The 19,819-nt window shown below is 61.9% G+C and carries 19 protein-coding genes; 7 read left to right on the top strand and 12 right to left on the bottom strand.

From position 1 onward, the window contains the following. Positions 1-224 precede the first annotated feature (224 nt). The 3 genes from AC0L3D_RS20480 (at position 225) to AC0L3D_RS20470 (ending at position 1,211) form a co-directional block, all read left to right on the top strand. Positions 225-407, top strand: coding sequence for a hypothetical protein (locus AC0L3D_RS20480; protein WP_031254098.1), 183 nt, complete (start codon positions 225-227; stop codon positions 405-407). Positions 408-560: 153 nt separating this feature from the next. After that, on the top strand, positions 561-887 hold the full coding sequence (locus AC0L3D_RS20475; RefSeq protein ID WP_473645648.1) for a hypothetical protein: 327 nt from the start codon (positions 561-563) through the stop codon (positions 885-887). An 81-nt stretch (positions 888-968) separates the two neighbouring features. Next, on the top strand, positions 969-1,211 hold the full coding sequence (locus AC0L3D_RS20470; protein ID WP_027153471.1) for a YMGG-like glycine zipper-containing protein: 243 nt from the start codon (positions 969-971) through the stop codon (positions 1,209-1,211). Between the two features lie 123 nt (positions 1,212-1,334). Here the strand turns inward: AC0L3D_RS20470 and AC0L3D_RS20465 are convergent, their stop codons facing one another. From AC0L3D_RS20465 to xylF, 4 genes are all read right to left on the bottom strand, one after another. Then, on the bottom strand, positions 1,335-2,978 hold the full coding sequence (locus tag AC0L3D_RS20465) for a CHASE domain-containing protein (protein ID WP_128170875.1): 1,644 nt from the start codon (positions 2,976-2,978) through the stop codon (positions 1,335-1,337). Between the two features lie 113 nt (positions 2,979-3,091). Beyond that, on the bottom strand, positions 3,092-3,886 hold the full coding sequence (locus tag AC0L3D_RS20460; protein WP_287238243.1) for an ATP-binding cassette domain-containing protein: 795 nt from the start codon (positions 3,884-3,886) through the stop codon (positions 3,092-3,094). 93 nt (positions 3,887-3,979) lie between these two features. Further along, positions 3,980-5,299, bottom strand: a complete 1,320-nt coding sequence (locus AC0L3D_RS20455; protein ID WP_473645647.1) for a sugar ABC transporter permease — start codon at positions 5,297-5,299, stop codon at positions 3,980-3,982. A 140-nt stretch (positions 5,300-5,439) separates the two neighbouring features. Beyond that, positions 5,440-6,480: a D-xylose ABC transporter substrate-binding protein gene (gene xylF / locus AC0L3D_RS20450; RefSeq protein ID WP_287297491.1), complete on the bottom strand. Its 1,041-nt coding sequence runs from the start codon at positions 6,478-6,480 to the stop codon at positions 5,440-5,442. Between the two features lie 265 nt (positions 6,481-6,745). Here xylF and AC0L3D_RS20445 point away from each other — a divergent pair, with 265 nt between their 5' ends. After that, positions 6,746-7,993: an ROK family protein gene (locus tag AC0L3D_RS20445; protein ID WP_473645645.1), complete on the top strand. Its 1,248-nt coding sequence runs from the start codon at positions 6,746-6,748 to the stop codon at positions 7,991-7,993. A 269-nt stretch (positions 7,994-8,262) separates the two neighbouring features. Here AC0L3D_RS20445 and phoB read toward each other — a convergent pair whose 3' ends face one another. The 6 genes from phoB to AC0L3D_RS20415 form a co-directional block, all read right to left on the bottom strand. Beyond that, positions 8,263-8,952 (bottom strand): phosphate regulon transcriptional regulator PhoB, encoded by a 690-nt coding sequence (gene phoB / locus AC0L3D_RS20440; RefSeq protein ID WP_031254097.1) that lies wholly within the window; start codon positions 8,950-8,952, stop codon positions 8,263-8,265. Between the two features lie 16 nt (positions 8,953-8,968). After that, a complete protein-coding gene (gene phoU, locus AC0L3D_RS20435; protein ID WP_023797095.1) occupies positions 8,969-9,676 on the bottom strand; it encodes a phosphate signaling complex protein PhoU in 708 nt (235 codons plus the stop codon). Positions 9,677-9,711: 35 nt separating this feature from the next. Further along, on the bottom strand, positions 9,712-10,527 hold the full coding sequence (gene pstB / locus AC0L3D_RS20430; RefSeq protein WP_473645643.1) for a phosphate ABC transporter ATP-binding protein PstB: 816 nt from the start codon (positions 10,525-10,527) through the stop codon (positions 9,712-9,714). A gap of 12 nt (positions 10,528-10,539) precedes the next feature. After that, on the bottom strand, positions 10,540-12,153 hold the full coding sequence (gene pstA, locus AC0L3D_RS20425; protein ID WP_473645642.1) for a phosphate ABC transporter permease PstA: 1,614 nt from the start codon (positions 12,151-12,153) through the stop codon (positions 10,540-10,542). Continuing rightward, positions 12,146-13,534 (bottom strand): phosphate ABC transporter permease subunit PstC, encoded by a 1,389-nt coding sequence (pstC, locus tag AC0L3D_RS20420; RefSeq protein WP_473645640.1) that lies wholly within the window; start codon positions 13,532-13,534, stop codon positions 12,146-12,148. Before pstC ends, pstA begins: the two co-directional genes overlap by 8 nt. A gap of 120 nt (positions 13,535-13,654) precedes the next feature. Beyond that, positions 13,655-14,659 (bottom strand): PstS family phosphate ABC transporter substrate-binding protein, encoded by a 1,005-nt coding sequence (locus tag AC0L3D_RS20415; RefSeq protein ID WP_023797091.1) that lies wholly within the window; start codon positions 14,657-14,659, stop codon positions 13,655-13,657. 812 nt (positions 14,660-15,471) lie between these two features. Here AC0L3D_RS20415 and AC0L3D_RS20410 point away from each other — a divergent pair. From AC0L3D_RS20410 to AC0L3D_RS20400, 3 genes are all read left to right on the top strand, one after another. After that, positions 15,472-15,798, top strand: a complete 327-nt coding sequence (locus AC0L3D_RS20410) for a hypothetical protein (protein ID WP_473645638.1) — start codon at positions 15,472-15,474, stop codon at positions 15,796-15,798. Positions 15,799-16,115: 317 nt separating this feature from the next. Beyond that, complete coding sequence (locus tag AC0L3D_RS20405; protein ID WP_128175409.1) at positions 16,116-16,373, top strand: hypothetical protein; 258 nt, start codon at positions 16,116-16,118, stop codon at positions 16,371-16,373. Between the two features lie 529 nt (positions 16,374-16,902). Continuing rightward, positions 16,903-17,787, top strand: a complete 885-nt coding sequence (locus AC0L3D_RS20400) for a hypothetical protein (protein WP_473628687.1) — start codon at positions 16,903-16,905, stop codon at positions 17,785-17,787. Positions 17,788-18,250: 463 nt separating this feature from the next. On the opposite strand, the gene AC0L3D_RS20395 is transcribed toward AC0L3D_RS20400, so the two are convergent. Together AC0L3D_RS20395 and AC0L3D_RS20390 are read right to left on the bottom strand one after the other, a co-directional pair. Further along, entirely contained in the window at positions 18,251-19,207 is a 957-nt protein-coding gene (locus AC0L3D_RS20395; RefSeq protein WP_473628688.1) for a glutathione S-transferase family protein, read from the bottom strand. Positions 19,208-19,234: 27 nt separating this feature from the next. Further along, on the bottom strand, positions 19,235-19,816 hold the full coding sequence (locus AC0L3D_RS20390; protein WP_027153486.1) for a VOC family protein: 582 nt from the start codon (positions 19,814-19,816) through the stop codon (positions 19,235-19,237). Positions 19,817-19,819 lie beyond the last annotated feature (3 nt).

Here is a 19,819-nt window from a genome sequence, read left to right as displayed (position 1 = left end):
CGAGTACCTTCGCGTGGTGCCTCGCAGAATTTGCCCGACGGTTTGACCGGGCAACCCCCGCCCCCAATATAACTGGCCGGGGGGGTGGGGGCCAAGAGGGGTGGGGATTGATACCGGCCGCGCCGGCTTTAACCATCTGTTCACCATAAGGTTCGATGCTGTTTTTCTCAGGCACCACTCCGCACGACGTTTTCGATCGCAGTTTGCTGCGCACTACGGGAGAAATGGCTTTGACGGTTGCCGACATCAACAGGCTGGAACAGGCCGCACGCGTTTCGATGAGCGGGTTTCAGGATATCGAAGCATCCGCAATGCGGTCGCCCCGTGATTCCCTGCCGATTCCCGGCCTCGCCGCAATCGGGCTGGCTGCAGTGGTCGTCCTGGCCGCCGCGTTCCAGTTGGTCTGATGGATTCGCGCAGAAGCAAGCCCCTCGGGCCTGAACCAAGGGTGTGCAGCGGTTTTGCGATAACAATTTAAAGCAAAGCGTCGGACGCAAAGCGGCCGGCATCGCAGGAACTTTGGCGGATGTGGCCCGTTCTATGGCGGGAGGACCGTCGCCATGGAACATATCGCTGCCGTGCTGCTGGTCATCGGCTGTTCGAACACGATGACCGAGTGCCGCGAATTGCCCGTATCGGTGAGCGTTTTCGAAACCGCTCAGGAGTGCACAGCGGCGCGTCCGTTTGCCATGGGCGATGTGCAGGGTCAGGCTCCGCGCATCATTGCCAAATGCCTTTCCGTCGATCCGGCACTTGAGGATGACTACGACCGGATCGTCTGGAACGTACGCCCGGACGGCACCCTCGACGCTTCCGTGGAGATTTCCCACCTCGAGCTTGCCTCGAGCGGCGCGCGCCCCGAAAAAGATTCTCTTAGCCAACAATGAAATCGAGCAGGGCAAAACGCTTTTTCGCGTGATAAATGACGGGCGGAGCTACAAGTGAGGACAAAGGCGAGGAGTGACCCTATGCGGAAGATGATTATTGCCATGGTTGCCGCAATCGCGGTCAGCGGTTGCAGCACCACCGAGCAGGATGTCGGCGTCGGCGCCGGTGTCGGCGCTCTGGCCGGCGGCCTGATTGACGGCGGCAAGGGTGCGCTCGTGGGCGCAGCCATCGGTGCCGGTACCGGCCTGCTGGTGCGCAACCTGCGCAATGGCTATTGCCAGTACCGCGACAACCGTGGCCGTCTGTTTACGGCTCGCTGCTGATCCGTTTCAAACGCAAGAGGCATTGGAATCGGAGACCGGACGAGCCGGACTCCGTTTACTTGGACGCTGTATTTGGGGCGCTGCATTTGGGCGCCTTCGAAAACGGTCGGTTGCGGCAGTGTTTCAGTCCGACAGCGGGATCCTGATTTCCACGCTCAACCCGCCATCGTGAAAATCGCGATTGATCGTACCGCGCAATTCGCGCGTCACGTTCAGATCGATCAGCTTGGTGCCAAAACCTGTTTTGACCGGTGGTTCGAGCTTCTTCTTGCCGGCTTCGCGCCAATTGAGAACCAGCGTTCGGTCGCTCCTGTGGCCTTCGACCGACCAGTCGACCTTGAGCGACCAGTCGCCGTTCCTGGTAATGGCCGAATTGCCGGTTTCGCCATATTTTAGCGCGTTCGTCGCCAGTTCGTGAAAGGTCAGGCCGAGCGCTTGCGTCGTCGTCTCGTCGAGCAACACCTCTGGCCCCGACAATATCCCGTCAGGAAGCTCCTTGCCGAACACCTGGCCAAGCTCGATGCGCAAGAGATCGCCAAGATCGGCCTTCTGCCAGCGCGAGCGCGTCAGCATGTCCTGGGAAGCCGCCATCGCTTGCAGCCGGGCCGAAAAAGAAGACGAGAACTCGTGGACGTCGGTGGCATGCGATGCCGTCTGGCGTGCGATCGCCAGCACCCGCGTGATCGAGTTCTTGATGCGGTGCTTCATCTCCTGCAGCATCAGGTCTTTTTCGAGCAGGCTCTTTTCCGTCGTCTCATGAAGCAGCGAGACCGCGTCATAGGCCCGCTCCTGATAGCGGGCCACCAGCGCGATGGTGCCCGCGAGCAGCAGCCCGAACAGGCCGAGCATCACCGGAATGGCGCGCGAGGACGGTTGCGAGAAGGCGCTTGTCGGCCTGAACAGGACGGTCCATGGACGTCCGGCGATGGTGAGTTCGCGAGAAACCAGCAACCTGTCGCCGAAGCCCGACGCCGGCGGCGTTTCCGACTGGAACAAAAGATGGTCGGCATCCACCTTGCCGTCATAGATTTCGATGTTGACCGGCAGCAGCGGCGTCCGGCTGAGCGCGGTCTGGAACAGGTCGCGGGCGCGGAACGCCGCATAAAGCAAGCCTGTTGTCGAGGATCTGGACGCATCGATGCCGTCCGCCGCGGTTTCGATGTTGAGCCGCACGAAGACCAGGAAGCCGGTGAAGGTCTGCGCAGCACCTGTTTCCTGGCCTAGCTGCACGCGCCCGCTCGCGTGCTGCTGGTTGTCGGCCATCGCCCTTTCGATCGCCTCGCGCCGCACCGGTTCGGTGAACATGTCGTAGCCGATGCCGGATTGATTGGAAGGGTCCAGCGGCTCGAACAGCGTGATGGGCGCACGCCATGGCAGCGTCGTCGTGGCCGGATAGATCGCATCGCTGACGCCATAGTCGTGCAGGATAGCACGCTCGACCGCTGCCTCGTCGCCGGCTCTCACCAGCCGGAGAAAGCCGATGCCGCGCAGGCCGGCGAAATTGTCGTTGATACCCAGCGCATCGAAGAACGCCTTGAACTCGCCCCGCGAAATGTCACCATTGCGAGCCTCGAACAGCGCATGTGTCGATCGCAGCAGTGACAGATGCAGGTCGATGCGGCTATCGATCCGGTTGAGGGCGTCGTCCGCCGTCGCCTCGAATTTGATGCGCGCCGCTTCCTGGGTGGCGAAATAGGCGAATCCCGCCATTGTCAGGCTGATCAGCGCGACGGCAATGAACGCGACGATCGGGAAGAACTTCTTCAAATTGCTGCTGCGACCCATGGTTTCCCATCTTATGGGCAAGTCCCCGTGGCAACACAATGGCGCGGCCAAACCATCATGACGGCTGGCATATCACATGACAGGTATTTGACGCTTCAGGCGGCGATCTTCAGCGCGCCTGGTCCCGGAATGGCGCCGGGCGGGCACTTGCCCAGAATGATCATGCCGAGCACCTCGTCCTGAGTCACGTCGCCGGTGCGCGCCGTTCCAACGACCCGGCCATTCTTCATGACGCAGACGCGGTCGGCAAGCTCGAACACATCGTGGATGTCATGGCTGATCAGGAAGATGCCGATGCCGTCGGCCTTGAGCTGCATGACCAGTTCGCCGACCTGCGCCGTTTCCTGCGGTCCCAGTGCCGCCGTCGGCTCATCCATGATCAGGATGCGGGCGTTGAACAGGATGGCGCGCGCGATCGCCACCGACTGCCGCTGGCCGCCCGAAAGCTTGACCACCGGCTCCTTGAAGCGCTGGAAGCGGGGATTGAGCCTGCCCATCACCTTGCGCGCCTCGGCCTCCATGGCGCCATCGTCGAGCGTGCCCCAGCCGGTCATCAGCTCGCGGCCGAGGAACAGGTTGGCGGCGGCGTCGACATTGTCGGCGAGCGCCAGCGTCTGGTAGATCGTCTCGATGCCGTATTTCTTGGCGTCGCGCGGATTGGCGATCGAAGCCTCCTCGCCATTGACGAAGATTTGGCCCGAATCGCGCTTGTAGGCGCCGGACAGGATCTTGATCAGCGTCGACTTTCCCGCACCGTTGTGGCCGAGCAGCGCCACGACCTCGCCCGGGAAAAGGTCGATCGACGCATCGTCGACGGCGCGAATGCCGCCGAAGGCAATCGAGATGTTGCGCATTTCGATCAGTGGCGTGGGAGCAGTCGTGTCAGCCATGATCGTTCCTCTCCATGGTTTTGCCGAACATGATGTTGGACCGAAACGGATGTCCACTTTTCGCTGATTCGGACCTTCGGCTCGGGATCATGCTCAGACCCGCTTGCGGTAGACGGTGTCGAGCCAGACGGCGACGACCAGCACGGCGCCGACGACGACGCTCTGAAGCGGTGAATCGATGCCGAGCAACACCATGCCGGACTGCAGCGACTGCATCAGAAGCGCGCCCAGCATGGCGCCGAGCACAGTGCCGGAGCCGCCGGCCAGCGACGTGCCGCCGATGACGGCTGCTGCGATGACCAAGAGTTCGTCCAGCGTGCCGAGCGCATTGGTCGCCGCATTGAGGCGGGCCGAAGCAATTGCCGCGCTGATCGCGGCCAGAACGCCCATGATCATGAACACTTTCATGGTCACCCAGCGCGTGTTGATGCCGGCGAGTTCCGCCGCTTCCGGGTTGCCGCCAATGGCAAAGACGTAGCGACCGAAACGGGTGCGCCGGGTGATGAAGGTCATGACGATGCCGACTGCGACCGCGATCAGCACCGGTATGGCGATGCCATGGGCGATGAACAGCCCGCCTTCGGGGATGGTAATGCCGTTCCGCTGGGCGTATTGGCGCACGATGCCGATCGGCCAGGGGTAGGAATTGGCGATCCAGACGGCGCCGAGGATGGCGGCGCAGGCGACAACACCAAGCAGGCTCTCCGCCCAGACCGGGCGCAACGGAAACTTGAAGCGCTTGCGCTGCGACCGGCCGTTGAGCAGCATCAAGGCGACGGCCACACAGGCGAGAATGCCGACGATCCAGCTCGCGGTCGCCCCGATCGAGCCACGCGGCCCGCCACCCATGAGCTGGAACGTGGCATCGAGCGGCGCGACGGTGCGCCCGCTCGTCATCAGCCACGCCATGCCGCGCCAGATCAGCAGGCCGCCCAGCGTCACGATGAAGGCCGGAACCTCGAGATAGGCGATGATGAAGCCCTGAAGCGCGCCGATCATGAGGCCGAGCACCACGCCGGCAGCCAGTGCGATGACCCATATCCAGGGATTTCCAAGCTGGAATCCCAAGACGCGGATGAGGAATTCTGCCTGCGCAACGCCCATCACCATGCCGATGACGCCTTCGACGGAGCCGACCGAAAGATCGATGTTGCGCATCACGATGACCAGCACCATGCCGGTCGCCATGATCGCGACCGAGGAAGTTTGCACCGACAGGTTCCAGAGATTGCGCGGCGTGAGGAAAAGCCCACCCGACAGGATGTGGATTCCAACCCAGATGATCAGCAGCGCGCCGACCATGCCGAGCATGCGTATGTCGAGCTCGGTTGCCTTGAGGAAGCGGCCGAAGGGGCTGAGCTCGGATTCACGCGCCCGGTCAGCAACCGGCGTGTTGGAAATCGTGTCGGTCATGATGTCCTCCCACCGTTGCCGTCTGCCGCGGATGCCGGAAGCAGCTTAGAAATTACCCGCGAGACGCGGAAAAACAACTCTTTTGAAAAAAACGCCGCGGCGTGAAGCCGCGGCGTTTCAGGTTTTTTGGCGAAGGCGGATCAGTTGCAGACCGGGACGGTGCCCGCCGCCACGCCGGCGCAGACCTCTTCCTGCTTGATCCAGCCGGCGTCGATGACGACGTTGAGATTGTCCCTGGTGATGGCAATCGGCGTCAGGAACAGCGACTTGACGACATTGCCGCCCGGCGTGGTGAAATCCTTGACACCGGCAATGTCTGTCATCGGCTTGCCGTCGGCCAGCTGCGAGGCGATCTCGGCGGCGTTCTTGCCGAGCTCGCGCGCGTCTTTCCACACCGATACGGTCTGTGTGCCGAGCGCGATACGGTTCAGCGCGGCATGGTCGCCGTCCTGGCCCGAAACCGGGACGGATCCGGCCAGGCCTTGCGCCGTCAGCGCCGCGACGACGCCACCCGCGGTGCCGTCATTGGCGGCAACCACCGCATCGACCTTGTTGTCGTTGGCGGTCAGGAACTGTTCCATGTTCTTCTGGGCGTTGGCGGGAAGCCAGCCGTCCGTATAAGCCTCGCCGACATTCTTGATCTTGCCGCTGTCGATGGCATCCTTGAGCACTTCTATGGAGCCGGCGAACAGAAAATCGGCATTAGGGTCGGCGCCCGAGCCCTTGATGAAGACGTAATTGCCTTCCGGCGCCACCTTGAACACTTCGCGGGCCTGCATGCGGCCGACTTCCTGGTTGTCAAAGGTCAGATAGAAGACGTCCTTGTTCTCGATCAGCCGGTCATAGCCGACGACCGGAATGCCTTCGTCCAGCGCCTTCTGCACCGCCGGACCGATGGCCGAGGCATCCTGCGCAAGGATGATCAGCGCGTTGGCGCCCTGCGAGATCAGGCTTTCGACGTCGGTCAGCTGCTTGCCGGGATTGGACTGTGCGTCAGCGGAGATATATTTGTCGCCGGCGGCCTCGATCGCCGCCTTCATGGCGGCTTCGTCGGTCTTCCAACGCTCTTCCTGGAAGTTCGACCACGAAACGCCAATGACCTTGTCCTTGGCCTGCGCGGCCGACGCGAGCGTCAGCGACATGGCGACCCCCGCCAGAATGGCGGCTGCGAATCTCTTCATGATATTCCTCCCTGCGCCGCGTAGGGCGCGACCAACTGGCCCGAAGGCCGGCACAAAGGCTCTATTTTTTCGAGCCTCGAAAAAATACTGGTCCAACGCCGAAGCACTGTCAACACCAATTCTGATGGATTTTAACGTCCTGTCGGGCTTTTTTTCGAGGCTCGGAATAAATAATGACAGCCCCTTCTGCTTCTGCCAGTATTTGTCCGACATACCGACGGCTTCCGATTCATGAGCGGCCGCGGCAATGAGGAGGAAACAAAAAATGTCGGTGGGAATCCGTCATGACGATCTGCGCCGGCGCAACCGGGCGATGGTGATTTCGGCCGTGCGCCGGGCAGGCCAGCCGTCGCGGACCGAGATCGCCGCGACCACCGGCCTCAGCCATTCGACCATATCGGCGATCTCTGCCGACCTGATCCAGGAAGGCATCCTGGCCGAGAGCAAGGCGAGCGAGACGGTTTCGCTGAAACGCGGCCGGCCGCAGGTCGGCCTCAGCCTCAATCCGCAAGCCGCTGCGGTGTTGGCCGTCGTGTTGTCGCTGAATTTCCTGTCGGTCGCCGTCATCGATTATGCCGGACAAGTGGTCGCCGAGGAACAGCGCCGGCTGGACACGCTGACCATGTCGCGTGACGCGCTGATCGAGGAATGTGTCGCCATCGTCCGGCGCCGGCTCGAAGATCCCGACCTCGATGTCCAAAGCGTCGCCCGCATCGCGCTGGCGATCCAGGGCATCACCGATTCCCACGCGCGCGCCATGTTGTGGTCGCCGATCACGCCGCAGACGAACATCGCCTTCGCCGACATTCTGGAACGCGAGTTCGGCATCCCGGCCATCATGGAGAACGACTGCAACATGATGGCCGTGGCGCTGCGCTGGCGCCACCCGGATCGCTACCGCGACGATTTCATCGCCATCCTGCTCTCGCACGGCATCGGTATGGGGCTGGTGCTGAAGGGCGAGCTGTTCACCGGCACCCACTCCTCAGGCGGCGAATTCGGCCACATGATCCATCGGCCGGGCGGCGCGCTTTGCCGCTGCGGGCGGCGCGGCTGCGTCGAGGCTTATGCCGGCAACTACGCCATCTGGCGCAACGCAAGGCTGTTGAGCGAGAACGCCGAGCCGGTCGCCGATGTCAGCGACGCCGACATGCGGGCCTTGGCGGCCCGGGCGCGCGAGATGGACGGACCGGAGCGCGAAGCCTACCGCAAGGCCGGCGAGGCGCTCGGCTTCGGGCTCGGCAGCCTGTTTGCGCTGATCGATCCGGCGCCGGTGGCCATGGTCGGCGCCAGCGCTGCCGCCTTCGACCTGATCGAGCCGGCCCTGCGCGAGGCCATCGCCCAGACCGCCGGCGGCCAGCATTCGGGTTCGATTTCCTTCGACACCGAGCCGAACGAGCTGCCGCTGATCCGCGAAGGCTGCGCCATGCGGGCGCTAAGCTTCGTCGACCAGGAGATTTTCGCGCCGAGCATCCAGGCACGAGCCGGCTCGGTCGGAAAGAACGTGGCTTGAAGGATTCCCGGGTCGCGACTTGGGGTGTGTTGAGATTCAGGTCAGGCCGAGTCGAGAATGGTGGGTTCCGAGAACCGGAGCGGAGCGTACTTTTGGGTACGTGAGCCCGCGCATGACCCCGAAATCGAGATCGATTTCGGAAAGGTCGTGCGCAAAATCAAAGTTCTACAGCGTCCTTTGCGTGCCCAACAGGGCGCGCGGCGCTGTAGGTAAGCGCAGGAAGCCGCCGTTCGCAGGCCGGCATCACCTGAATATCAGCACATCCCTAGCTAGTCTTCCCTGATCGCATAGCCGGCGCCGCGGATGGTGCGGATGACATCGGGCATGCGACCATTGTTGACCGCCTTGCGCAACCGGCCGACATGGACGTCCACCGTGCGCTCGTCGATGTAGATCGTCTCGCCCCAGACATTGTCGAGCAACTGACTGCGCGAGAAGACCCGGCCCGGGTGGCGCATCATGAATTCGAGCAGCCGGAATTCGGTCGGCCCGAGCCGGATCTCGCTCTTCTTGCGATAGACCCGGTGCGATTCACGATCGAGCATGATGTCGCCGACCTTGAGCACGCTGGACAGCACTTCCGGCTTGGCGCGGCGCAGCAGCGCCTTGACCCTGGCCATGAATTCCGGTGTCGAGAACGGCTTGACCAGATAGTCGTCGGCTCCGGTCGAAAGGCCGCGCACCCGGTCGCTCTCCTCGCCGCGCGCGGTCAGCATGATGATCGGCAGCCGCTCGGTTTCGGGGCGCACCCGAAGGCGCCGGCAAAGCTCGATGCCGGAAACCGCCGGCACCATCCAGTCGAGCACCAAAAGATCGGGCACGTTTTCCTGCAGCCGGATTTCGGCCTCGTCACCGCGCGTCACCACCTCGACCTGATAGCCTTCGGATTCCAGATTGTAACGGAGGAGGACGCCTAGCGGCTCTTCATCCTCCACCACCATGATGCGCGGCGCGATCATCGGCCGGTCACTCCTGTCATGTCGCCGGCGCCGACATCGTCGTTTCGTCGAGCTTCGGGCGATCTGCCGGCAATTGCTGCCCGGTCACGACAAAATAGGCGTTTTCGGCAATGTTGGTGACATGATCGCCGATACGCTCGAGATTCTTGGCGCAGAACAGAAGGTGCGTGCAGGCGGTGATGTTGCGCGGATCCTCCATCATGTAAGTCAGGAGTTCGCGAAAAACCGCCGTATATTTCACGTCGATCTTCTGGTCGTCGGCGCGCAGTTCCTTCAACGCGCCGGCATCGCGCGACACATAGTGCTCGACCACGCCGCGCAGCTGCACAAGAACGAGATCCGCCATCGCGTCGATACCGTGCGACAGATTACGCGGCGTCGCGCTCTGCCCGACTGCGCTGACCCGCTTGGCAATGTTCTTGGCCAGATCGCCGATGCGCTCGAGATCGCCCGCCATGCGGATTGCGCCAACCACGGCGCGCAGATCCTGCGCCATCGGCTGCCGCTTGGCGATCAGCGTGATCGCGCTGTCGTCGAGCTCGCGCTGCCGCGCATCCATGATGGCGTCATCCGAGACGACGCGCTGCGCCATCGCATTGTCCGACGCAAGCAACGCGCGGATCGAGGCCGCGACCATTGCGGCGGCGAGCTCGTCCATGTCGCGGATCAGCCGGTCGATGTGCTCCAGTTCCTCGTCGAAAGATGCGACGGTGTGTTCACCCATGGTGCTGTCCTCGTGTTCGAAATTCGCCGGACCGCTCAGCCGAACCGGCCGGTGATGTAGTCCTGGGTGCGCTTGTCGTCGGGGTTGGTGAACATCTTGTCGGTCGCGCCCTCCTCGACCAGATAGCCGAGATGGAACATCGCCGTGCGTTGCGACACGCGCGCCGCCTGCTGCATCGAATGGGTGACGATGACGATCGTATAGTTCTGGCGCAGTTCGTCGATCAGTTCCTCGACGCGGGCGGTGGCGATCGGATCGAGCGCCGAACAGGGCTCGTCCATCAGGATCACTTCCGGCGACACCGCGATGGCGCGCGCGATGCACAGGCGCTGCTGCTGTCCGCCGGACAGTCCAGTACCCGACTCGAGCAGGCGATCCTTGACCTCGTTGAACAGGCCGGCCTTCTTCAGGCTCGATTCGACGATGCCGTCCAACTCGGCCTTGCTCCTGGCCAGGCCGTGGATGCGCGGACCGTAGGCGACGTTTTCGTAGATCGACTTCGGAAACGGGTTCGGCTTCTGGAATACCATGCCCACGCGAGCTCGCAACTCGACGACATCGATTTTCGGGTCGTAGACGTTCTCGCCGTCGAGCGTGATCTTGCCGCTCACCCGCGCGATATCGATGGTGTCGTTCATTCGGTTCAGGCAACGCAGGAACGTCGACTTGCCACAGCCCGATGGCCCGATCAACGCCGTCACCTGATGCTCGCGGACATCGAGATCGACGTCGAACAGAGCTCGCTTCTCGCCGTAGTGAACAGAGACCTTTTCGCCCTTCATCTTGATCGAAGGGGCGTTGGTTGCGCTGCTCAGTTTCTGCTCGACGCCGGCTTCCGTCATGATGTTCATATCCTCTACTCCTTACCAGCGCCGCTCGAAGCGCCTGCGCAGTATCACCGCGATGGCATTCATGATGACCAAAAACACCAGCAAAATCAAAATCGCCGCCGAAGTCTTCTGCTGGAACCCCGCTTCCGGGAAATCCGCCCACATGAAAATCTGCACCGGCAGGATCGTCGCGGGATCGGTGAAGCCGCCGGGAATGTCGACGATGAAGGCGACCATGCCGATCATCAGCAACGGCGCGGTTTCACCGAGCGCATGCGCCATTCCGAGGATGGTGCCGGTCATGATGCCCGGCATCGCCAGCGGCAGCACGTGATGGAATACGGTCTGGACCTTGGACGCTCCGATGCCAAGCGCCGCCTCGCGGATCGACGGGGGCACGGCGCGCAGCGAAGCGCGCGAGGCGATAATGATGATCGGCAGGGTCATCAGCGCCAGCACCATGCCGCCGACCAACGGGGCTGAGCGCGGCATGCCGAAGAAATTCAAGAATACGGCAAGTCCAAGCAGGCCGAAGACGATCGAAGGCACCGCCGCCAGATTATTGATATTCACTTCGATCATCGTCGTCAGCCGGTTCTTGGGCGCAAATTCCTCAAGATAGATCGCCGCTGAAACGCCGATCGGGAAGGCTATGGCGAGGGTTACGATCATGGTCAGGAACGATCCGACGACCGCGCCCCAGACACCGGCCAATTCCGGCTCGCGGCTTGCGCCGGTGAAGAAGAAGATCGAGTTGAACCGGCTTTCGATCAGGCCAGCGCTCTTCAGTGTGTCGAGCCAGACGATCACCTTGTCCGAAATCTTTCGCGATGCTTCCGGCGTCTCGATGACGCGCAGGAATGCCTGGCCGCTCGCGGCGGGCGCCGTGCTGTCCAGCGCCTCGATCACCGTGCCCTTTGCGATCACCGTGCCGTTGGCCGCAGGCGACAGCGAGGTCAGCTTGACCGTGCCGCCATTGAACGCGACCAGCAGCGACGACGCGCCGCTCGTCAGCGTAAACATGCCGTTTTCGCCCTCGGTCGCACCATGGCCGCGCGCCAGCGCCAGCATGGCATCGTCGCCGAAGGTCAGATCGATGTCGCCGCTGGTTTCCGAAGGCGTGACGCTTGTCGAAATCGCTTCGTCCGAACCGACGTCGGCAAGCAAACCCTTGAGGTAGAGGTCGGCAAAATCATCAAGTGGAACCGCATAGTCCACCGTTCCTCCGAGCATCCCCGGATCAGCCGCAATATCCTTGCGCAGGAACACGCCTGTGCCGGTGGAAATCAGCCCGCGCAGAAGGCGCTTGTCCTGGCGGCTCTTCACATCCGGAAATTTTGCCGTAAGCGCTTCCTGAGCGATGGCGTCGTAGTTCACTTCATCGAGTTTCGCCGGGTCGGCCTTGGCCGCTGAAAGATCGATCGGCAGCGTCACATAGTTCTGCCGCAGCGCCGGAATCGCCTGCGTGACGATCGTCGACAGGAGCAGCACAAGGAACAAGCCGGCCAACGCGACAGCTGCAGCGCCAAGCCATTTGAACCATTTTTCCGTGCGGTAGCGGCCCTTCAGCCGCGCCTTCGCGGCATCGTCGGTATGAACGCTGACCGGCCGTCCGACGGCGCCGAATGACGAGATCGCATCAGTCATATTGCTCTCGGTATTTCTGGACGACGCGCAAAGCGACGATGTTGAGGGTAAGCGTGATGCAGAACAGCACCAGGCCGAGTGCGAAGGCTGCAAGCGTCTTGGCGCTGTCGAACTCCTGGTCGCCCACAAGCAGCGTCACGATCTGCACGGTCACGGTGGTGACCGCTTCGAGCGGATTTGCCGTGAGGTTTGCCGCCAGCCCCGCCGCCATGACTACGATCATCGTTTCGCCGATTGCGCGGCTGACGGCAAGCAGCATCGCCGAAACGATGCCCGGAAGGGCAGCGGGAAGGACCACCTTGCGGATGGTTTCCGACTTGGTCGCGCCGAGGCCCGCGGAACCGTCTCTCAGGGATTGCGGAACGGCGTTGATCACATCGTCGGAAAGCGAGGAAACGAAGGGAATGATCATGATACCCATGACCACGCCTGCGGCGAGCGCGGATTCAGACGCGACGTTGAGGCCCAGGCTTTCGCCGATACCGCGGAAGTAGGGCGCAACCGTCAGCGCGGCGAAGAAGCCGTAGACGACGGTCGGAATGCCGGCGAGGATTTCCAGAACCGGCTTTGCGACCGCGCGGACGCTTTTGGAGGCGTAATCCGAAAGGTAGATCGCAGCCATCAGCCCGATAGGCGCAGCCACCAGCATGGCGATGAAGGTGATGAGCAACGTGCCGGCAAAGAGCGGCACCATGCCAAAAATGTCCTCGTTGACCGCCCCGGCCTCCGCTCCCGCGCCGGTGAAGGCGCTCTGCGGCGACCAATGCGTGCCGAACAGGAACTTGTAGAACGGCACCTGTTGGAAGAACCGCAGCGACTCGAAGATCAGCGACAGGACGATGCCGATCGTCGTCAGGATCGCGACCACCGAACAGGCGATCAAGAATGCGCGAAGAACGCGCTCGACCACGTGGCGCGCCCGGTAGGCCTGTGCGATGCGTGAATAGGCCCAGTAAAATCCGGACGCGGAAAGCACGAGCGCGACGGTCCAGATGATCCAGGTGCTGGTCGCATGGACCGATTTGTAGAGCGCGGCGGCCGCCTCTTTCGTTGGATCGGCAAAGCCGACAAGCCCGCCAAAGGCCATCGCGCGAGCGTCGCGGATGAAAGCTTCGACCTGCGGGACGCCCATTCCCGACAACTCGGAGGAGAAGCGGTCGGTAACGATCGACGATTCAATTCCTGGCGTCACCAGCGACCACAACACGATCGCAAGCAGCGCGGGACCGGCAGCAAAAAGCGCCAGAAACATGCCATGCTGGCCAGGCAGCGAATGCAGTCGCGCGACGTTGCCATTGACGCTGGTAATGGCGCGGGTCCGGCCGAGCCAATAGGCAGCAGCGGCCAGAACCACCAGAAGAACAACGAGATAACCGACCATGATTCGGGACGTCCCCTCGACCGCCGGTCATTCACCGGCTCAAAGCACGGGACCTATGGTCCCGCGCTTTGTGCTTTAGGATATGAGGGGTCAGAGCGGTACGCTCGGACCCCCGAAACATCAGGAGCCCATGCCCTTCAGGGCCTTGGCGTTTTCGGCCGACTTGGCGCGCTCGGCGTCCGGCAGCGGGATCAGGCCCTTGTCGGCCAGATAACCATCAGGACCCCATGCAGCCTCCGAGGTGTACTCGGCGATGAACTCCTGCATGCCGGGGATGACGCCGACATGCTCTTTTTTGGCATAGACAAAGAGCGAGCGGGAAACGCCGTAATCGCCGGATGCGATGTTCTCGAAAGTCGGCTCGACGCCATCGACCTTGTGGCCCTGCAGCTTGTCGGCGTTCTGGTCAAGGAACGAGAAGCCAAAGACGCCGAAGGCATTGGGGTTGGCTTCCAGCTTCTGGACGATCAGATTGTCGTTTTCGCCGGCCTCGACAAAAGCGCCGTCTTCGCGGATCTCGCCGCAGCCCTTTTCATTAGCCGCCTTCACTTCTTCCTGGCAGGCCGCATCCATGACGAGCTCGACGAATGCATCGCGCGTGCCGGAAGTCGGCGGCGGGCCAAGCACCTCGATCTTTGTCGCGGGAAGCGATGCATCGACATCCGACCAGTTCTTGTAGGGGTTGGGGACGACCTTGCCGTCAACAGCGACGTTCTTGGCGAGCGCCTTGAAAACCTGTTCCTTGGTCAGATCGACGACAGTCCCTGCCTTCGAGTTGGCCAGTACGATGCCGTCGAAGCCGACCTTGATCTCGACCGGCGTCACGCCGTTTGCCTTGCAGGTTTTAAGCTCGCTATCCTTGATGGCGCGCGAGGCATTGGTGAAGTCGGCGGTATTTTCGCCGACGCCCTGGCAAAACAGCTTCATGCCGCCGCCGGTGCCAGTCGACTCGACAACCGGGGTCTTGATCTTTCCGCTCTGGCCGAGCTTTTCAGCGACAGCCGTCGTGAAGGGGAACACTGTGGACGAACCAACGATTTGAATCTGGTCGCGCGCGGCGGCATAACCAGCCGACGCGGCGAGCGCAAGCGCCGCGGCCGACGCCGTAAGGAGGAATTTCTTCATGTGGCCTGCTCCTGTTCGGAAAAATGGTCTCTCGGCGCCATTCCTTCGGCGCCCGCTGAGGCCATAGCCCCCGATTATTACAGTCACATGACAGTTTGATGTCAGCCCGGTAACCGCCGCACAGCCCTGTCAAAAGGAAGGGCCGCGGGTCTCGCCGGTACAGCCGTGGTTTGCCGCTGGAATCAGCAGCTTGCGCGAATTGCGGCCGGCATTTGCCTGGACGGGCGAACAATTGGCGCCGAAAAAGAAAATCCGGGCGGGAGCGCGTTGCATGCGGCCAAGGAGGTCATGGCCGTGCCATCGCCGAAGCAGGTCCGTTGGGGTAAATCTGACCCTGCTTCTTGCCGGCGGTCGCTGCTCCCGCCCGTAACTGGAGGAGCGGAACTCGAATGCGCTTATTGTTCCAACCGGACGCATGCTTTGGTATGGTGCGATCGCACCATAGTCTTGTCGCAACGCGTCGGCGAATCGGCTGGACCCGATAGGCCGACGTGGCTATTCCGCGCTGGATTTCCCCGTCCGCGGACCTTTTCGAGCAAGGCGCCCCTTGGCTAATGGGCTTAGGGCTGATGGGCTTGGGCAGGCAATCGTCCATGCCCGACCCCCAATCGCGCCAAAGTCGCGCCAGGGACGCTGCGGCACTTTGATTTTTGCGCATGATCCCCAGCGAAATCGATTCCGATTCTCCGGGTCATGCGCTAGCCTTGCCCGCAGTGTATTCTGACGGTTGTCGGTAGAACCGAAGCCGCGTTATAGATCCCGCAAGGGTGTTGCCGATGTTGCGACGGATCCTGCCTTTTTTCGTGTGCCCGATGCTGCTGCTAGGGGGCGGCTGCTCGCGCAGCTACGACGGCACCGTCGTCATTCCAAGGCCGCTCGATGTCCGGCGGTTCTGGGACCGGCCGCCGCAGCAGGCGCAAGCCGAACAGCGTCAGTTGCTGCAGACCGATATCTTTCCTGCGGCGCCCGAAACGCCTGAAACAGCGGCGGCCCGCAAAATCGACACTTCCGCGGCGCCGAGAAGGAAAATCGCCAGGATTGCCAAACAGCCGCCGACGCCGTCATCCGAGCCGGCGAAACCGCTCACCTGCAGGAACGTCAGCCAACCCGGAAAACGGGTCCGCATGGTCTGCGAATAGCCAGCCGGCATTCAAGCGCTAGCAGCTAAATGCGCCGCCTTGAAAACGTTGCTGCGCAGCTGCCGCAGCGGTTCGGTCAGACGCGCAGGCCGAGAGCATGAGCCGACCTGGTGGGTTTCGGGCTGCCTGATCGGCGTTACCGCCAGCCCCGTTGAACCTTATCCGGCCTTCGACGTTAAACAGCCATTGCAGCGCCGCGCGTCGCTTTGGATGCACAACACACGCTGTAGCGTTTTGATTTGGCGCATGGTCCTTTCCGAGCCGAAGGCAGCGGAGCGGAGATCGATCCCGATCCCTGGTCAAAGGAGACCGAACACATGTCGATCCACTTCACTGTCTCGAACGTGACCAGAAATCTGTTTCACTTGCCCGGAAATCTGCTTCACTCGCCCAGAAGTCTGTTTCACTCGCTGAGAATGGACCATGAGCGCGCGCCGAGACCTCTCAGTCCTGAGCAAAGTCTTTTGCTGGAATGCTATCTGGTCGGTCAGATTCCGGAATCGGCCTGGAGCGACTACGTCTTCGAGACGCCGGAATTGGCACGCCATGTCAATGCGAGACGCGGGCAATACTGATATCTGGTGAACCGGTCCGATCGCTCGAGGTGACGCCAACAACGCTTGGCTGAATCGGCGGCCCGATCAGCGTGCCGCTGCGCTTGAAGCCGCGGCTTCCCGGGGACAATAGCCCGCGAGACAAAAAGGCCGGCACATGGCCGACCTTTCCTTCCACCTCGACCGCGCCAGTACATCCGTGGTCACGGGTTGGAGGTGAATTGCCGACCAGTAGATAGGGATTTGGTTAACGAATCCTTAACCGACGGGAACCGCTCGTCGACGCGTCGTGGCCAATCTGATTTGCGTCTTCGTGATCAGTGCAGAAAGTCGTCTTTAAATGCTGCACATATTATTAATCGTTGTACACCAACGTGTTAGCGTATGAGGCATATCGAAGACGCATGTCGCGCAAAAGCATGCCCTCGGGCCTGACCCGAGGCTGCGCAGCGTTTTTGCGATAACGACATGCATAAAAACAAGAACTTAAAGCGCGTCGCATTGGATCCGTTCAGCCGCAACGCGCTTAGCCTATTCTGGAAGTCGACTTATGGCCGTGCTTGGCGCTCTCCCTCCTGGCGTTCACTGTCGACCAATTCGCGAAGCAGATTGGCAAGGAGTGGTCGACTGCCTGTGCCGGGGGTTTCCGAAGCGTGACCGGAGTTACTGGATACAGGCGCTGACCCGTTTGTCGCAGCGGCCTCCCGTCGCCGAGTTCCCACAATACGGCTTGGCCTTGGAGAAGGCCGATCGGATCGTCGGCGTTGTGCTGACCCTTTATACCCGTTATCCCGGGCAGGAAGGCGACGAAGTCCGCTGCAACCTTTCAAGCTGGTCCGTCGATGCAGAATTCCGTCCCTATGGCGCCAAATTGGTCACGACGATTCTCAAGCGAAGGGACGTGACCTACACCAATATTTCGCCGGCGCCCGCAACATTGAAAGCCAACTGGGCGCTCGGTTTTCGGCCCTTCACCACCGGACAATTTGCCTTCTTGCCGGCTTTTAGTTCGGCGCAGCCGTCATGTCGCGTGCTTGAAGCTCGTCCCGATCTTGCGGAAATGGCGATGCTGTCCGACAGCGAGAGGTACATACTCTCGGAACACTCAGCACTTGGCTGCCGGTCATTGATTTGCATTTGCGACGGAGCAGCGTTTCCTTTCGTATTGATGCCGCGCCGGATATTGCGCGGTCTTATCCCATCCTATCAGATCGTCTATTGCCGCTCCCTCGCGGATTTGAGCCGGTGCGCCGGTGCCATCGGGCGCTTTCTCTTGCGAAGCGGCATCCTGCTTTGCGTCGTCGACGCCAGGGAGCCGATTGGAGGTCTGTTCGGGTGGTACCGCGCCAACAGCGGGCTGAAATATTTTAGGGGTCCCAGACCACCCTCGCTTGGAGATCTGTCGTTCACCGAGCTTGTAATGTTCGGTCCCTGAACGACAAGCGCAGCATCAGTCATGCCGCACCGCTTTGCAGCTGAAATGGCAAAAGCGAACCCCCGCCTCTCGGGGCGAGGGTTCCTTTTTGAAAAGACGATCTGCTACTGAACAGGGGCTGTCTGAGCTGGCGGGGTTGCGGGTGCCGGCGTCATCGTGTCGGCTGGAGGTGGCGGCAATTGGCCAGCGGTCGTCGCCTGCGTTCCTCCCGATTGAGTTTGGTCACACGCCGCCAGGGCAGCAAGCGCCAAGCCGAACGCGGCGAATAAGGGTAGTTTGCGGGTCATACACAGTCCCTTCTATGGACGCCACCCGCGCAGGCCTGATCATCAGGACCGCTGCCTCCAGGTCAATCGTCGCTTCGTCGTCGACGCTTCAAACATTCTTACGTCCCGTAAAAGGCGGCGGGCCTTCGGGCTCGGTTAGATCGGCCTGGGCAAGCAAAACCGTGAGAGTGAAAGCCTCACGCCCCGGCCTGCGACTTCACATGGGCGATATAGCCGCGCACGTCGGCCGCCGGCTCGGTATAGGCCTTGCCGAGCTTCTTTTCGATCGCCGTCATGTACTCCTTCGCCCATTGGGGCAGCGCGTAGTCGATGGCGGCCAGGAATTCGAGCGTCGCCGCCAGGCGGATGTCGGCGATCGACGGGTTCTTGCCGCCGATGAACGGCTTGCCGTTCCTGAAGAAGCTGTGAAAGACCTCCAGCGGCTCGGCTATCGCTGCTATAGCGGCCTTCTGGGCTTCCGCCTTCTTGTCGGGATGAGCGTCGCTGTGGCCGACCTCGCCGGCATATTGCGGGAAATTCAGCGCAGGATAGGTGGCGCGCGCCACATAGGGGTAGAGCGTGCCGATCAGATAGAACATGGCGCTGTCGATCATCGCCCGCTTGGCCGGCGCCTTGGGATATAATTTCTCCAGCCCGTGCTTGTTGGCGAGATACTGCATGATGGCGCAGCTTTCCCACAACACGCTCCTGGGCAGGCCCTTGTCCTCGATCATCGGCGTCAGATGGGCCGGGTTTCGCGCCATATACTCGGGCGAGCGCGTGTGGCCCCATACGTCGGTCTCGGAATGGTCGAGCCCGGCCGCGCGCGCAAACACCCGTACGCTCATATTGTTGACGCTCGGCTTCAGCATGCTGAGCGTCAGCGCAGGCTTCTTTCCTGATTTCGCCTTGGTCTTCCGCGCCGATTTCGCGGACGCCTTGTCTGCAGCTTTTGCGGCGGCTTTCGTTGCCGATTTCGCGGACGCCTTGTCTGCAGCTTTTGCGGCGGCTTTCGTTGCCGACTTGGCGGAAGCGCCTGACGCCTTGGCCGCAGGCGTTGTCGCCTTGGCCGCAGGCTTTGTCGCCTTGGCAGCTGGTTTCGTAGCGGCCTTGGCGGCCGGCTTCTTCGCACTTTTCGTGGTCGTCTTTGCCATTGTGTTCCTCCCTTTTTTGGCCTGTCGTCAGTATGGATTTTTCGGCGCGCGGTCTTCCGATAAGGTCGCACGGGAGCGCTCGACCAGCGCCTGGATCGCGTCGGCGAGATGCACTTCGGCGATTGCGTAGTCGCCGCGCGCGACGCGAAGCTTGTGCGCCTGCATCAGCACGTCGGCATGGGTAAATCCCGCCGGCGGCTCGAAACGGTAGGAAGCGAGCTCGATCAGCAGGCCGAGCGGATCCTCGAAATAGATCGAATCCATAAAACCGCGATCCTTGACGCCGCTGTGCTTGATGGCGCGCTCGTCGAGCCGGGCGACCGCCTGCAGGAAGGTGACCCGCGACACCGCAAACGCGATGTGATGGACGCAGCCCGGATCGGTCGGCGTGCGCCGTTTGACCGGCGTGCGGCTCTCGTCGGTGAAGATGGTGATCAGCCGGCCGTCGCCCGGATCGAAATAGAGGTGGCTTTCGCTGGCCTTGTCGAGGTTGGGCTGCTCGAAGATGAAAGGCATGCCAAGCACGCCTTCCCAGAAATCGATCGAGGTCTGGCGCCCGGCGCCGACCAGCGTGATGTGATGGACGCCTTGCGATTGCAGCTTCTGCATTGG

It is taken from the genome of Mesorhizobium sp. WSM4837, from assembly GCF_055811435.1.
The sequence above is the reverse complement of the archived record's forward strand: the minus strand, read 5'-3'. Positions and strand labels throughout refer to the sequence as shown.